The sequence below is a fragment of the Salinivibrio siamensis genome, assembly GCF_001996005.1.
In the GTDB taxonomy this organism is placed as follows: Bacteria; Pseudomonadota; Gammaproteobacteria; order Enterobacterales; family Vibrionaceae; genus Salinivibrio; species Salinivibrio siamensis.
Genome location: NZ_MUFB01000017.1, coordinates 63984 through 78671 on the forward strand (window position 1 = coordinate 63984; position 14688 = coordinate 78671).

Annotated in this window: 7 protein-coding genes, 1 tRNA gene, 3 rRNA genes and 1 riboswitch; of the genes, 4 read left to right on the forward strand and 7 right to left on the reverse strand. The window is 52.1% G+C overall.

The genetic code is table 11. From position 1 onward, the window contains the following. The first annotated feature begins 7 nt into the window (after positions 1–7). A complete protein-coding gene (gene uvrA, locus BZG73_RS10385) occupies positions 8–2833 on the forward strand; it encodes an excinuclease ABC subunit UvrA (RefSeq protein ID WP_077668246.1) in 2826 nt (941 codons plus the stop codon). Then, a complete protein-coding gene (locus BZG73_RS10390) occupies positions 2833–4503 on the forward strand; it encodes a Wzy polymerase domain-containing protein (protein ID WP_077578644.1) in 1671 nt (556 codons plus the stop codon). The genes uvrA and BZG73_RS10390 overlap by 1 nt, the downstream gene beginning before the upstream one ends. On the opposite strand, the gene BZG73_RS10395 is transcribed toward BZG73_RS10390, so the two are convergent. After that, positions 4500–5633, reverse strand: a complete 1134-nt coding sequence (locus tag BZG73_RS10395; protein ID WP_077606026.1) for a pyridoxal-phosphate-dependent aminotransferase family protein — start codon at positions 5631–5633, stop codon at positions 4500–4502. The genes BZG73_RS10390 and BZG73_RS10395 overlap by 4 nt on opposite strands. Positions 5634–5896: 263 nt before the next feature. Then, positions 5897–6084: riboswitch (Lysine riboswitch) on the forward strand. Between the two features lie 97 nt (positions 6085–6181). Here BZG73_RS10395 and lysC point away from each other — a divergent pair. Beyond that, complete coding sequence (gene lysC, locus BZG73_RS10400; RefSeq protein WP_077668247.1) at positions 6182–7570, forward strand: lysine-sensitive aspartokinase 3; 1389 nt, start codon at positions 6182–6184, stop codon at positions 7568–7570. A 38-nt stretch (positions 7571–7608) separates the two neighbouring features. Here lysC and metH read toward each other — a convergent pair whose 3' ends face one another. Then, positions 7609–11268 carry a methionine synthase gene (gene metH, locus BZG73_RS10405; protein ID WP_077668248.1) on the reverse strand — a complete coding sequence of 1220 codons (3660 nt, stop codon included), beginning with the start codon at positions 11266–11268 and terminating at the stop codon, positions 7609–7611. Positions 11269–11451: 183 nt separating this feature from the next. On the opposite strand from metH, the gene BZG73_RS10410 reads away from it, so the two are divergent. After that, positions 11452–12744: a cation:proton antiporter gene (locus BZG73_RS10410; RefSeq protein ID WP_077578640.1), complete on the forward strand. Its 1293-nt coding sequence runs from the start codon at positions 11452–11454 to the stop codon at positions 12742–12744. 37 nt (positions 12745–12781) lie between these two features. On the opposite strand, the gene metA is transcribed toward BZG73_RS10410, so the two are convergent. The 5 genes from metA to BZG73_RS10435 all read right to left on the reverse strand — a co-directional run. Continuing rightward, the gene (gene metA, locus BZG73_RS10415) at positions 12782–13729 is read right to left on the reverse strand and encodes a homoserine O-acetyltransferase MetA (RefSeq protein WP_077668249.1); all 948 of its coding nucleotides are present in this window, start codon (positions 13727–13729) and stop codon (positions 12782–12784) included. A 181-nt stretch (positions 13730–13910) separates the two neighbouring features. Beyond that, positions 13911–14026 (reverse strand): 5S ribosomal RNA (rrf, locus tag BZG73_RS10420). 7 nt (positions 14027–14033) lie between these two features. Continuing rightward, positions 14034–14109: transfer RNA gene (locus tag BZG73_RS10425), tRNA-Thr, on the reverse strand. Positions 14110–14350: 241 nt separating this feature from the next. After that, positions 14351–14466: ribosomal RNA gene (gene rrf, locus BZG73_RS10430) — 5S ribosomal RNA — on the reverse strand. A gap of 87 nt (positions 14467–14553) precedes the next feature. Further along, positions 14554–14688, reverse strand: a 23S ribosomal RNA gene (locus BZG73_RS10435); the annotation flags it as partial.

Here is a 14688-nt window from a genome sequence, read left to right on the forward strand (position 1 = left end):
GATAATAATGGACAATATCGACGTCAGAGGCGCGCGCACGCATAACCTCAAAAACATCAACCTCACCATCCCTCGTGATAAACTGATTGTGATCACCGGCCTATCTGGCTCGGGAAAATCATCGCTGGCCTTCGACACCCTATACGCTGAAGGCCAGCGCCGTTACGTTGAATCCTTGTCAGCGTATGCGCGCCAATTTCTCTCCTTAATGGAAAAACCCGATGTTGACCATATCGAGGGTCTGTCACCTGCGATCTCGATAGAGCAAAAGTCCACCTCGCATAACCCGCGCTCAACGGTCGGCACCATCACTGAAGTGTATGACTACTTACGCTTACTGTATGCGCGAGTCGGCGAGCCACGCTGTCCCGCTCATGATGTGACCTTAGCGGCTCAGACCGTCAGTCAGATGGTCGATAAAGTGCTTGGGCTGCCGGAAGGAAGCAAGCTGATGCTGCTCGCGCCGATCATTAAAAACCGTAAAGGGGAGCATGTTAAGACTCTGGAGAACCTCGCTGCGCAAGGGTTTATCCGTGCCCGAATCAATGGCGAAGTGTGCGATCTATCCGATCCGCCGACTTTGGAGCTTCATAAAAAGCACACCATTGAGGTGGTGGTCGATCGCTTTAAAGTGCGCGATGATCAGCAACAGCGTTTGGCAGAATCTTTTGAGACCGCGCTCGAGCTAACAGGCGGCAGCGCAGTGATCAGTTGGATGGACGGTGAAGGGGAAGAGATCATTTTTTCCGCCAACTTTGCCTGCCCACACTGCGGTTACAGCATGCAAGAGCTTGAGCCGCGCCTGTTCTCCTTTAATAACCCAGCTGGTGCCTGTGGTACCTGCGACGGCTTGGGGGTGCAACAGTATTTTGATCCTAAGCGCGTTCTCCAAAATCCAGCCGTCAGCCTCGCGGGTGGGGCGATCCGCGGCTGGGATCGGCGTAACTTTTATTACTTCCAAATGCTACGCTCGCTGTCTGAGCATTATGGCTTTGATTTGGAAACGCCGTGGCAGGATCTGTCGGGCACCGTTCAGGACATTCTCTTGTACGGTTCCGGCCCGAAAGAGATCGAGTTCAAATACGTCAACGATCGGGGCGATATTCGCGTACGTAAGCATCCCTTTGAGGGGATCCTCAATAACATGGAGCGTCGCTATCGCGACACCGAATCGAATGCTGTGCGCGATGAGCTTGCCAAATATATCGCCACCAAACCTTGTGCCAGCTGCGGTGGCTCACGCTTACGCCAAGAAGCTCGTCACGTGTTTATCGACGGCCACAATCTACCCGAGATTTGTGAGCTGAGCATTCAACAGGCGCTGGACTTCTTTGAACAACTGACCTTGACCGGGCAACGCGCTAAGATTGCCGAAAAAGTGATGAAAGAGATCCATGACCGGCTACGGTTTTTAGTCAATGTGGGGCTTAACTACCTGAATTTATCGCGCAGTGCCGATACCCTCTCTGGCGGTGAAGCACAGCGTATTCGACTGGCCAGCCAAATTGGCGCGGGCTTGGTGGGGGTCATGTACGTACTGGATGAGCCCTCTATTGGTCTGCACCAGCGTGACAATGCCCGCTTGCTCGATACCTTGGAGCATCTGCGCGATCTGGGGAACACTGTCATGGTGGTCGAGCATGATGAAGATGCCATTCGCGCGGCCGACTACATCATTGATATTGGCCCGGGGGCCGGGGCACATGGTGGTCAAATTGTTGCCGAAGGCAGTTTAGAGGACATACTCGCCAGTGAGTCATCACTGACAGGTCAGTATCTAAGTGGAAAGCAAGCGATCGAGGTTCCCGCAAAGCGTATTGAGCGCGATCCAAACAAAATGTTGACGCTGAAAGGGGCGACGGGCAACAACCTGAAAAACGTTGATCTCCACCTACCTGTCGGACTCCTTACCTGCGTGACGGGCGTGTCAGGCTCAGGCAAGTCAACGCTTATCAATGACACCTTTTTTAAAGTGGCCCACCAGCAATTAAACGGCGCGACCACCGCCGATCCCGCGCCTTACGAGTCGATTGATGGGTTGGGACATTTCGACAAGGTGATCGATATTGATCAAAGCCCTATTGGCCGTACCCCACGCTCAAACCCAGCCACCTATACGGGGATCTTTACCCCGATACGTGAACTCTTTGCCGGTACCCAAGAGGCACGGGCACGCGGATATAAAGTGGGCCGTTTTAGCTTTAACGTGCGCGGCGGTCGCTGCGAAGCGTGCCAAGGTGATGGCGTGATCAAAGTGGAAATGCATTTCTTGCCCGATGTGTATGTACCTTGTGATGTGTGTAAAGGTAAACGTTATAACCGGGAAACATTGGAAGTACGCTATAAAGGCAAAACCATCGATGAAGTCCTTGAGATGACCGTCGAGGACGCGCGTGAGTTTTTCGACGCCGTACCCGCTATCAAGCGTAAACTGCAAACATTGATGGATGTCGGCCTGAGCTATATTCGCCTTGGCCAAGCGGCCACCACCTTATCGGGGGGTGAAGCACAGCGGGTCAAGTTAGCACGAGAGCTGTCTAAGCGTGACACGGGTAAAACGCTTTACATCCTCGATGAACCAACCACAGGGCTTCATTTCCATGATATTCAGCAACTGCTTAATGTCCTGCACCGCTTGCGCGAACAGGGCAACACTATCGTGGTGATTGAGCATAATCTGGATGTGATAAAGACCGCGGACTGGATCATCGACTTAGGGCCAGAGGGCGGTAATGGCGGCGGTGAAATCATCGCGCAAGGTACACCGGAAGCGATCGTGGATGTGGTGGGTAGCCACACCGCTCACTTCCTCAAACCTATGTTGGAGCGATAATGACCTCAGCGCTGCCGCAGAGTCGCGTGATACGAAAGCCGCTAACAACCCCATTTCTACTAACGTTAGCGGCCTTGTGGTTGATCTGCTTACCACTGTACTCGGTGTCTCTCCCGCTGGTTGGCATACGTCACCCTGCAGCGGCGCTTTCCTTGTTAACGCTCGCGTTCACCTTGGGGTTTGCCTGCTTAGAAGTCGTGCGTCAGCATACTTGGCGGGCAAGCCGACTGACCTGGATGCTTGGTTTGGCAACGGGCCTGGCGATTATTCCTTATTACTACCCACACGCTGAGGCACTCAATAGCGGCTATGCCATGGCCGCCTTGATACTTAGCCTCGGTTTCTTCTCCAGCCTTCAACAGTTTGTTTTTAACCATTCGCAGCGGCAAAAGCTACTCGGGGTATTTTTACTCGCCTCTTGGCTAGCGGTACTGTCGGTGTTGGGCAATCAATCACCACCGGGCATGGCGCCTTTTATGTTTAACAACTGGGTGCCTCACTTGCCCCCTGCGGTCACGCACACACTGCTACTTACAGGTCTCACCTTAGCGGCGTATATTCTCGCCAGAGAGCCGAGTGGCCGCTACCGCCATCCCATCAGCCAAAGCTTATTGGCCGTCACCCCTTTGGTTTTTATTCCAGTGTTAGCGATGCAAGGCCAGCCCCTGCTGCTGCTCTTTGCCTTGTGTGCCATCGTGTTACAGCAAGCCTATTTGAGTCGCTTTGCCTCCAGGCGCCAGCACAAAGCTTGGCTTGTGGCAGTCTGTCTCGGCGCGATCCTGGCGATATTTGCCCTCAGTGGTCAAGATAGTTGGCAATGGCTGAGCGACGGCGAGCGACGTGCGTTGGGTTTAGCGTGGCAACAATGGCAGACAACGCCCTTTTTCGGCGTGGGCATGGGGAATGGTAAGCAGGCCTTGCTGTTGCTTTCTGCTTCACAACCCGGCCACCTTGGTCCAGTGAACCTGCCCAGTGCACTGCTGTTTTGGCTGTTGGAAGGAGGCTTATTGATTGGATTGGGCTATGTGTTGGTGATCATGGCGCTCGGCGTCAGGATCCTTCGTGCTCCCTCAGGGACACGGCGGATCTTGATTGCTTTAGTGCTACCTCCGCTCACTGGACTGATGATCTATCCGGTAAGCGGCACCCAGTGGTTCAATGGGGTATTGTTACTCCTTTGGCTATACTGGCTTGATAACCTCACCAGCAAATATCGCCGCTACCCGGTACTCACTCATGGTTACAGCCAACGTGTGGCCAGTCGCACCGTGATCACTGCCCTCGTCATCACGACACTCGTGTGCCTGTCGTCCGTATATTTGGCCAATCGTTATTTGCGCGACTCTTTACTCAGCTCGCAACGTTTTGCCTTATACCAGCAACATCCATGGTGGCAGCAAAAGCTCGCCCACGCACAACAAAGCCGTCACTTTCAGGCTAATTTAGCAACTCTGTCTGACACTGAGCGCCAGCAACACCTTAACCAATTATTGCGCCAAGTCGCACAACGACCACGCTTTGCTGGCTATCAGCATGCCTATCAAGTGGCCCTACAAATCGGTGACCGTCAGCGGGCTCGCGATATCCAGCAAGAAGCACGTTACTTGTATCCAAACGCGGCGAAGGTATGGACAATCCGCCATACCCTACCGGATCATTCGACGCCCTAGCGCAATGCCTCTTCAAGGGCTTTAAGGCACAGGGCAATGTTTTCATCCCTTGCGCCGTAGCCCATTAAGCCGATTCGCCAAGCTTTACCCGCCAAATCACCGAGGCCAGCGCCAATTTCCAAGTTATAGGTGTGAAGTAAATGCTGGCGCACGGCGGCATCATCCACGCCCTCAGGAATATAAACGGCGTTAAGCTGGGGCAAACGATAAGGTTCATCGACCACAAAGCCAATCCCTAAATTGTCCAATCCCGCTTTCAAACGCTGATGCATGGTATCGTGGCGTTGCCACGCGTTCTCAATCCCTTCGTGATACAGTTTGAGCAGGGCTTCATGTAGGGCATATAAACTATTCACGGGTGCCGTATGGTGGTAGCTACGTTTGCCGTCGCCGCTCCAATACCCCAGCACCAAACTTTGATCGAGAAACCAGCTTTGCACCTTGTGAGTCCGCGCCTGCATTTTTTCTACTGCACGGGGCGAGAATGTCACTGGCGACAAGCCCGGTACACACGACAAACATTTTTGACTGCCTGAATAGACTGCATCTAATTGCCACTCGTCCACCTTCAACGGCACGCCACCGAGTGAGGTCACCGCATCGACAATAGTGAGGCAGCCGTGTTCACGTGCCAAGGTGGCAAGGGCCTGTGCATCAGAGCAAGCGCCTGTGGACGTCTCCGCGTGGACAAATGCGACTATGCTAGCCTCCGGGTGCGCCTTCAAAGCCGCTTCAACCTTTTCAGGATTAACCGGAGCGCCCCAGGCATCATCAACCATGACCGCATGTGCACCACAACGCTCCACGTTTTCTCGCATCCGGTCGCCAAACACGCCATTGCGACAGACGATCACTGTGTCGCCAGGCTCCACCAAATTGACAAAACAGGCTTCCATCCCCGCACTTCCAGGTGCAGAGACCGCAATGGTAAACGGATTGTCGGTTTGAAAAGCGTACTGCAGTAGCTGCTTGACCTCATCCATCATGCCAATGAATAAGGGGTCAAGATGCCCCAATGTCGGCTTGCTCAATGATTGCAGCACCGACGGGTAAATGTCAGAGGGCCCTGGCCCCATCAATGTGCGAGCGACGGGTTGAAAAGACTGAATATCGGAAATTGCACGAGCCATCACGAATCCTTGTTGTTGGTACCGAGGCTCACCGTTATAGCATATTTTTTCGCCATCCCCCTAGCCTCTGGCACATGAACTGTGTGATCGCTAGCGGCGATTTATGTTTCTTTTCAGTGCCGATAGGGCGCAATGGCCTCCTTTTACTCATTCAAAGCGGGGGCTGGGCAGTGCTCCCCCATCAAGAGCAAAAACACGGTTGACACCCTGCGACCACACCCGTAATGTTAAAACTGTTCATGCGGTCACCAACCCATGACTGAACATGCAGAAGAGGTGCATTTCTCAGGCAGTTATCAGGCGGAGCCCCACTCCTAAGCGTGATAACCAGGGGAGACAATGCCGAGGTGGCGTAAGATCGGGGTCGATACGCTGCCGGCCTTGAAGGCTGAATCCTTCAGGCTGTCACTTGTCATCCATATGGACAGACAGGTGGAGCGCTTCTGGCAGAATGCCTGCCGTTTGCTCTTCCTACCTTGTCGCGGTATTTATCGCGGTCACGATGTGACTTCTGATGTTCCCCACTGACTTTTGAATATATTGAATCAATGAGCACGAGCTCAAAAGGGGAAAAGGACGTGAACCCGTTACCATCAATTTCAGTCGCTAAGTTTGGCGGCACCAGTGTCGGGACGCTAGAGGCGATGCAGCAAAGCGCCGCGGTTATCGAGCAAAACCCGCAAACCCGTTTAATCGTGATCAGTGCGTGCGCCGGAGTGACCAATCATTTAGTCGCGCTCGCAAAAGGGATCAACGACCCTGACGTGCGCCAAGCCAAGTTGGACGCCATTAATGCCATTCACCAAGCAATATTGCAGCAACTTCCTGATTGCCAAAACACGCAAGCAGCCGTCGAACACTGGCATCTCGCCATTGCCGAGTATGCCGAAAAAGCGGCCATCATTCCTGACACAGCGCTAACGGATGCGTTAGTTGCCTGCGGCGAGCTGATCTCAACCCATATTTTCACCCATTTGCTCAACAGCCGAGGTATAACCGCTTTGAGAGTAGATGCGCGTGAATTGCTGCGCACCGACAGCCAGTTTGGCTGTGCCCAGCCTGACCCACAACAGACGCGAACACAGTGCCACGACCAATTGCTTCCGCATTTAGCCACACATCGAGTGGTCACCCAAGGGTTTATCGGCGCGGATGCCCACGGACAAACCACCACCTTAGGCCGTGGTGGTAGCGACTACAGTGCAGCACTGTTCGCCGAAGCCGTAGACGCAGAGAGTTTGGCCATTTGGACCGATGTGCCCGGGATTTATACCACCGACCCGCGGATTGCCGAACAAGCGCGCCCAATCAGTGAGATTAGTTTTAGCGAAGCCTCAGAAATGGCCACGTTTGGTGCCAAAATCCTGCACCCGTCCACCTTACTGCCTGCAGTGCGCCAACATATACCAGTGTTTGTCGGGGCCGCGAGAGCGCCTGAGCAAGGCGGCACCTGGATCCGCGAGCAAGCGCACTCGGCACCGCTGTTTCGTGCCGTCGCCTTACGACGAAACCAAACCATGGTGACACTAACCAGCTTAAACATGTTCCATGCATATGGTTTTTTGGCCAAAGTATTTGAGGTTTTGGCACGATTTGAAATCTCGGTGGACTTGATCACCACCTCGGAGGTCAGTGTCGCTTTAACCCTTGATCAAACCAACACTCAGGGCGACGCGCCGCAGCTGCCACAAGCGGCTATCGCCGAGCTGACCCAGTTATGTCATGTCGAGATCTGCGAGAACCTGGCGGTGGTAGCGCTGATTGGCAATGATATGAATCATACTGCTGGCGCGACAGCACCAGTGTTCAGTGCCTTAGCACAGCATAAACTACGCATGATTTGCTACGGTGCCAGCAACCACAATGTATGTGTTGTGGTTGAAGATGACGATGCCACCCAGGTGGTGCAGCGGTTACACGCGGACTTATTTGAATAATAAAAAAGCCAGCACAGCCAATGTGCTGGCTTCTTTCGTTAGCCGTTTAAGTTCGGCCCGAGCCATTTTTCCGATTCTTCGCTGCTCCACCCTTTGCGTGCTGCGTAGCTGTCTCGCTGATCGTTTTGGATCTTCGCCACCGCAAAGTAACGTGACTCAGGGTGGGAAAAATACCAACCTGAGACCGACGCGCCCGGCCACATGGCATAGCTTTCGGTAAGTGTCATCCCCGTATGCGCTTCTACCGACAGCAATTGCCAAATCTTACCTTTCTCACTGTGTTCAGGGCAGGCGGCATAACCTGGCGCTGGCCGGATCCCTTGGTATTGCTCGCGGATCAGCGCATCGTTATCGAGCGTCTCATCGGGCGCATAGCCCCACAAGGTAATCCGAATTTGCTGATGGAGGTACTCTGCAAAGGCTTCTGCGAGTCTATCGGCGACCGCCTGGATCATGATCGCGTTATAATCATCCCCTTTCGCTTTGTATTCTTCCGCCAAGGCATATTCGCCAATACCACCTGTCACCGCAAATGCGCCAATCCAATCCGGCTGGCCACTGCTTTTTGGCGCAATAAAGTCCGACAAGCAATAGTTGGCACCACGTGGCTTTTTCGTTTGCTGACGCAAGTGGTTCAATATGGTGCTCACCGTTTGTCGTGACGAGTCGGTATACACTTCAATATCATCATCCACGCTGTTGGCAGGAAAAAGGCCACACACTCCCTTCGCGGCGACCAAGCCTTCTGCCTCGAAACAATCGAGCCAAGCATTGGCGTCTTGATACAAACGGCGCGCTTCCTCACCCACTAGTTCGTGATCCAAAATCGCCGGGAATTTGCCACTGAGTGACCACGTCATAAAGAAGGGTGTCCAGTCGATATACTGACGTAAGGTCGCTATCGAGACATCATCGTAAACATGCACGCCCGGCTTCAACGGCTGCGGAGGAGCATAGTTTGCCCAGTCCGTTTGCCACTTATTGTCCCGCGCCTGCTCAAGGGTGACGGGAGCGGTTCGAGGCGTTTTGCGTTGATGTTGCTCACGCACCGCCGCATAGTCTTTGGCTAAACGGGCCAAAAAATCCGGCCGCTGAGTCTGTGACAGCAACGATGAGCACACACCCACGGCACGTGACGCGTTGGGCACATAGACCACGGGCGCATGGTAATGCTGTTCAATCTTCACCGCGGTATGGGCTTTGGACGTGGTCGCGCCGCCAATAAGCAGAGGAACATCAAACCCTTGGCGCTCCATCTCTTTCGCCACGTTCACCATCTCATCTAACGATGGGGTAATCAGGCCTGATAAACCAATAATATCGACGTTTTCCTCACGCGCCACCGACAGGATCTTATCGGTCGGCACCATCACGCCGAGATCAATAATCTCGAAGTTATTACATTGCAGCACCACGCCAACAATGTTTTTGCCAATGTCATGCACATCCCCTTTGACGGTGGCGAGCAAGATCTTGCCATTGGTCTGTCCTTGCTGCTTTTCAGCATTGATGTAGGGCTCAAGGTAAGCCACCGCCTGCTTCATCACCCGTGCCGACTTCACCACTTGTGGCAGGAACATCTTGCCTTCACCAAACAAGTCCCCGACCACGTTCATGCCTGCCATCAACGGGCCTTCAATCACTTCTAGAGGTTTACTTGCCGCGGCGCGAGCCAGCTCGGTATCTTCAACAATAAACTCTGTAATGCCTTTGACCAGTGCATGTTCCAACCGCTTTTCCACCGGCCAACTGCGCCACTCCGCGGTTTCCGCGACCTCGTTCTCCCCGCTATCGCGATAGCTGTCGGCGATCTCCAGCAAACGCTCCGTGGCGCCATCATCTTTGTTGAGCACCACATCTTCTACTGCCAAGCGCAAAGACTCGGCTAAATCATCATAGATGGCTAACTGACCGGCGTTGACGATCCCCATGTCCATGCCATTTTTGATGCAGTGATACAAAAACACCGCATGAATGGCCTCGCGGACTGGGTTGTTGCCTCGAAACGAAAACGACACATTGGAGACGCCGCCCGAGATCATGGCATGCGGCAGGGTTTGTTTAATGTCAGCCACGGCGTTGATGAAATCGACTGCGTAGTTATTGTGCTCATCAATGCCGGTAGCAACCGCAAAAATGTTGGGATCGAAGATAATATCTTCCGGCGGAAAACCGACTTGCTCGACCAGAAGATGATAAGCGCGCGTACAGATTTCCACTTTCCGCGCTTGAGTATCGGCTTGACCTTGTTCGTCAAACGCCATCACGATCACCGCCGCGCCATAGCGACGGACTAAACGTGCTTGGTGAAGAAAAGCCTCTTCTCCTTCTTTGAGCGAAATAGAATTGACGATGCCTTTCCCTTGAATGCACTTGAGGCCAGCTTCAATCACTTCCCATTTAGAGGAGTCAATCATCACTGGCACACGGGCAATATCCGGCTCGGCCGCGCATAAATTGAGGAATCGCACCATGGCCTTTTCGGCATCCAACATGCCTTCATCCATATTGATATCGATGATTTGGGCGCCGTTTTCCACTTGCTGCAATGCCACTTCCAGCGCCTCGTCGTATTGCTCTTCAACGATTAAACGTTTAAAGCGTGCTGAGCCAGTCACATTGGTGCGCTCACCCACGTTAACGAACAAGCTATCGGCATTAATGGTCAGAGGCTCGAGCCCAGATAAGCGACAGGCCACAGGGTGGTCAGGCAGAGAGCGTGGCGCATGTTTTTTCACCGCGTCGCTAATCGCTTGAATATGCTCAGGCGTGGTGCCACAACAACCACCGACCAAATTGATAAAGCCAGACGCCGCCCACTCATCAATGTGTGTCGCCATCTCTTCGGGAGAAAGGTCATACTCACCAAACGCGTTGGGCAACCCCGCATTAGGGTGGACGGAGACAAATCCCTCACAAATGTCGCTCAGCTCTTTGACATACTGGCGCAATTCAGCCGGCCCCAGTGCGCAGTTTAAGCCAAACGACAGTGGCTCAACATGGCGCAGCGAGTGATAAAAGGCGGCGGTCGTTTGTCCGGATAAGGTGCGTCCAGACGCATCAGTGATGGTACCGGAGATCATAATGGGTAAGCGAAACCCACGGGCATCAAAGACCTTTTCAACCGCAAACGCACAGGCTTTGGCATTCAAGGTATCAAAAATGGTCTCCAACATGATGATATCAACCCCACCCTCAATGAGTGCTTCGGTGGACTCGGCGTACACGTCGACCAACTGATCAAAGCTGACATTGCGAAACCCAGGGTCATTCACATCTGGTGAGATTGAGCACGTTCGGTTGGTCGGCCCCAACACACCCGCGACAAAACGGGGTTTATCCGGCGTTTTCGCCGTCCACGCATCAGCGACCTCACGCGCAAGCCGGGCTGCCGCTACGTTGATTTCCGCACTCAGCGCCTGCATGTCGTAATCGGCCATCGCAATTTGGGTGGCGTTAAAGGTGTTAGTTTCAATAATGTCCGCGCCCGCGGCCAGGTAATCACTGTGTAGCGAAGCGATCTTATCAGGCTGAGTCAGCACCAAAAGATCATTGTTGCCTTTCACATCACAGTGCCAATCTTTAAAACGTTGGCCACGATAATCGGCCTCATTGAGCCCTAACCCCTGAATCATGGTGCCCATGCCACCATCGATCACTAGAATACGGTCGCGCAGTTGCTGTGTCAGTCGGTCCATACTATTACGCTTATCATCTTCCTCGTTGCAGTCATTTCATCCTACCACAGCGAAAATGGAAATCTAGACGTCTATAAATAACAATTTATTTTGATCTATTTCAATTCAGCTGTTCGTTTTGACAACGATTTCTATTAATATTTTGACACATTTTTTCATTCCCTCGTTGTACTAGGAAGCGGCATGTCAACTTACGCAATCCTCAGCTTTATGGCTGCTGCAGCCATCTTTATCGCTTTTATTAATAGTAAAATCAGTCGAGTACAAACCACCATCGCCATCACCGCCAGCTCGCTCCTACTGTCTTTGTTGATAGTGGTCGCCGGTCAATACCAAGCCATTCCACTCAAAACCATGGCCGAGCAAATACTGACAGATATCCACTTCGATACCTTTTTGCTCAAAGGCGTCCTCGGCTTTTTGCTCTTCGCGGGGGGAATTGGTGTCAAGCTTCCCTCTTTCTCCGACCAAAAGTGGGAGATCACGACCCTGGTGATCGGCGGGCTATTGGTCTCTGTGTTTTTAATCGGCACCGGTATCTGGGGCGTGTTTCAGCTGATCGGTATTCCTTTCGATTATCTCTACTGCCTGCTATTTGGCGCGCTGATCTCGCCGACCGATCCCATTGCTGTTCTCGCCATTGTGAAAAAACTGCAAGCACCGATGCGGATCACGACACAAATAGAGGGAGAATCGCTATTTAATGATGGCGTGGGTATCGTGATCTTTGTGACTCTTTTTACCCTAGCCTTTGGCGACAACAACCCGACGGTGGGCGGTACCATTGCCTTGTTTTTACAAGAAGCCGTTGGCGGGATTTTATATGGCCTGGTGCTTGGCTATCTTTTCCATCGCTTGATTTGTGCCACCAACGACCACTCGATGGAATTGCTATTAACGCTGGCTATCCCCAGCGCTGGCTATGTCCTGGCCGATATGCTGCATGTCTCTGGCCCGCTGGCAATGGTGGTTGCCGGGATTATGATTGGCAACTGGACCCGCTTTATTGGCTTTTCCAAAGAAAGTGAAGATCACCTCGACCACTTCTGGGAACTGGTCGATGAATTTCTTAACAGCCTACTCTTTCTCCTCATCGGGGTTAGCTTGCTGCAAATCAGTTTCCATAAAGAAGACTGGATCATTATGGCGGCGGTGGTGCCTATTGTGCTTCTCGCCCGGTTTATTAGCGTGAAAGTGTGTTACCTCGGCTTTAAGCGCTTTCGAACCTATAACCCTTGGGCGGTACGTATATTAAGCTGGGGAGGCTTACGCGGAGGGCTTGCGTTGGCCATGGCAATGGCCGTGCCCGCTGGCATCATGGTGGTGCCGGAAAAAAATATCGATGTTCGCGAGCTGATCCTCATCATGACCTATGCGGTGGTGGTGTTCTCCATTTTGGTGCAAGGCTCAACCATGACAGGCATGGTTGATAAAGCAAACGCAGCACAAGACGAAATGGATAAACATCAAAGCTAACCGAGTCCCTAACCCAAAAGCGCCCGCGGGCGCTTTTTTATTCATCAAGGGTAAAGTTAGACGCGGAAAAGGCATCCAAGTCGAAGGGCGTTTGCTGGTAAACACAATAGTTTAGCCAGTTGGCAAACAGTAAATGCCCATGGCTGCGCCAACTCACATACGGTGGCTGCGAAGGATCGTCATCTGGGTAATAGTTAAGGGGGACCGCGGGCTCCATGCCTTCTTCTAAATCCCGATGGTATTCATGATGCAGGGTATGAGAATCATACTCAGGATGACCGGTGACAAACACATTGCGCTTATCTTTCGTCGCCGCCAGATAGGTACCCGCTTCATTGGACGTGGCTAAAATATCGAGGTCGGTATGTTCGGCCAGATAACTCGGAGAAAAATCCGCATAGCGTGAGTGGGGCGCTAAGAAGCTATCATCAAAGCCACGTAATAGCGGGTGTTTGCATAACTCAGCATTAATTTGGTGACGGTAAACCCCTGACAACTTCTCTTTGCGGGTTTTCTTGGGTAAATCATACAGCAACTTTAACCCTGCTTGCGCGGCCCAACAAATATATAAGGTTGAGGTAACGTGCTTATGCGCCCAATTCATCACATCTTGAAGGTGCTCCCAATATATCACGTCCTCAAACTGCACCAGTCCTAACGGTGCCCCCGTCACGATCAGACCATCAAAGTTGCGCGTTCGTACGGTCTCAAATTGACGATAGAAGGTATCAAGATGCTCGGTTGGCGTATTTTTGCTTGGTCGATTATCTATCCGCAGTAACTCCACATCCACTTGCAAGGGACTGTTAGAAAGCAGACGCATAAATTGCGTTTCGGTCTCGATTTTTTTCGGCATCAGGTTAAGTAGCAGCACCTTCAGCGGGCGAATGTTTTGACTCACCGCACGGGTTTCTGTCATCACGAAAATATTTTCGCGCCGCAGGATATTGGTCGCGGGAAGTTGATCCGGGATTTTAATCGGCATCACTGCCTCCTAGGGATGTTTAGACGTCCAGATATCTAATAACATAACGCAGCCACTGACCGAGCTCAAGCAATAATCAAACATTGCACAAGTGTTGTTTAAGCATAGGAAAAGACAGGATCAATGAGGAGAGGCAAAAACGAAAAAAGCCCCCCGCAAATGCGGAGGGCTTATGAATAACTCTTGGCAGTGACCTACTCTCACATGGGGAGACCCCACACTACCATCGGCGCAGCAACGTTTCACTTCTGAGTTCGGCATGGGTTCAGGTGGTGCCGTTACGCTATGGCCGCCAAGAAAAACCTGGTGCTGATAGGCAGATTTGAACTGCCGACCTCACCCTTACCAAGGGTGCGCTCTACCAACTGAGCTATATCAGCGAAAACGCTTCATCAAAGTCTTACTTTTTATCTGCTTTGATAATTAAATCACTTCTAATTAAAGTCTTACACTACGTTGCTTTAATTAGGTTATCTTGTTTGATGCGATGAGAATTTTGAATCGAGACGCGCAGTGTATGCCAATACATGAGCATCGCAGATATCAAAAGCATCGAGCTATCAACAAGATGAGCCGTTTTTGCCTTCAGATTTTTCCAAAAATCTGAAAACAAGAAAGCAAGCCTGGCGATGTCCTACTCTCACATGGGGAGACCCCACACTACCATCGGCGCTGCTTCGTTTCACTACTGAGTTCGGCATGGAGTCAGGTGGGTCCAAAGCGCTATGGTCGCCAAGCAAAATTTTGTAATCTAGAAAGCTGTTYGTTCTCGCCACAATCAACTGGCTTATTTYAAGTCCAACCCAAAACCTCTTGGGTGTTGTATGGTTAAGCCTCACGGGCAATTAGTACAGGTTAGCTCAACGCCTCACAGCGCTTACACACCCTGCCTATCAACGTTCTAGTCTAGAACAACCCTTTAGAGAGCTCGAAGCTCTAGGGATGACTCATCTCGGGGC

Coding starts and splice junctions, on each gene's coding strand:
- BZG73_RS10395 (WP_077606026.1), bottom strand. CDS start 5,633: ATGGCTCGTGCAATTTCCGATATTCAGTCTTTTCAACCCGTCGCTCGC.
- lysC (WP_077668247.1), top strand. CDS start 6,182: ATGAGCACGAGCTCAAAAGGGGAAAAGGACGTGAACCCGTTACCATCA.
- metH (WP_077668248.1), bottom strand. CDS start 11,268: ATGGACCGACTGACACAGCAACTGCGCGACCGTATTCTAGTGATCGAT.
- BZG73_RS10390 (WP_077578644.1), top strand. CDS start 2,833: ATGACCTCAGCGCTGCCGCAGAGTCGCGTGATACGAAAGCCGCTAACA.
- uvrA (WP_077668246.1), top strand. CDS start 8: ATGGACAATATCGACGTCAGAGGCGCGCGCACGCATAACCTCAAAAAC.
- BZG73_RS10410 (WP_077578640.1), top strand. CDS start 11,452: ATGTCAACTTACGCAATCCTCAGCTTTATGGCTGCTGCAGCCATCTTT.
- metA (WP_077668249.1), bottom strand. CDS start 13,729: ATGCCGATTAAAATCCCGGATCAACTTCCCGCGACCAATATCCTGCGG.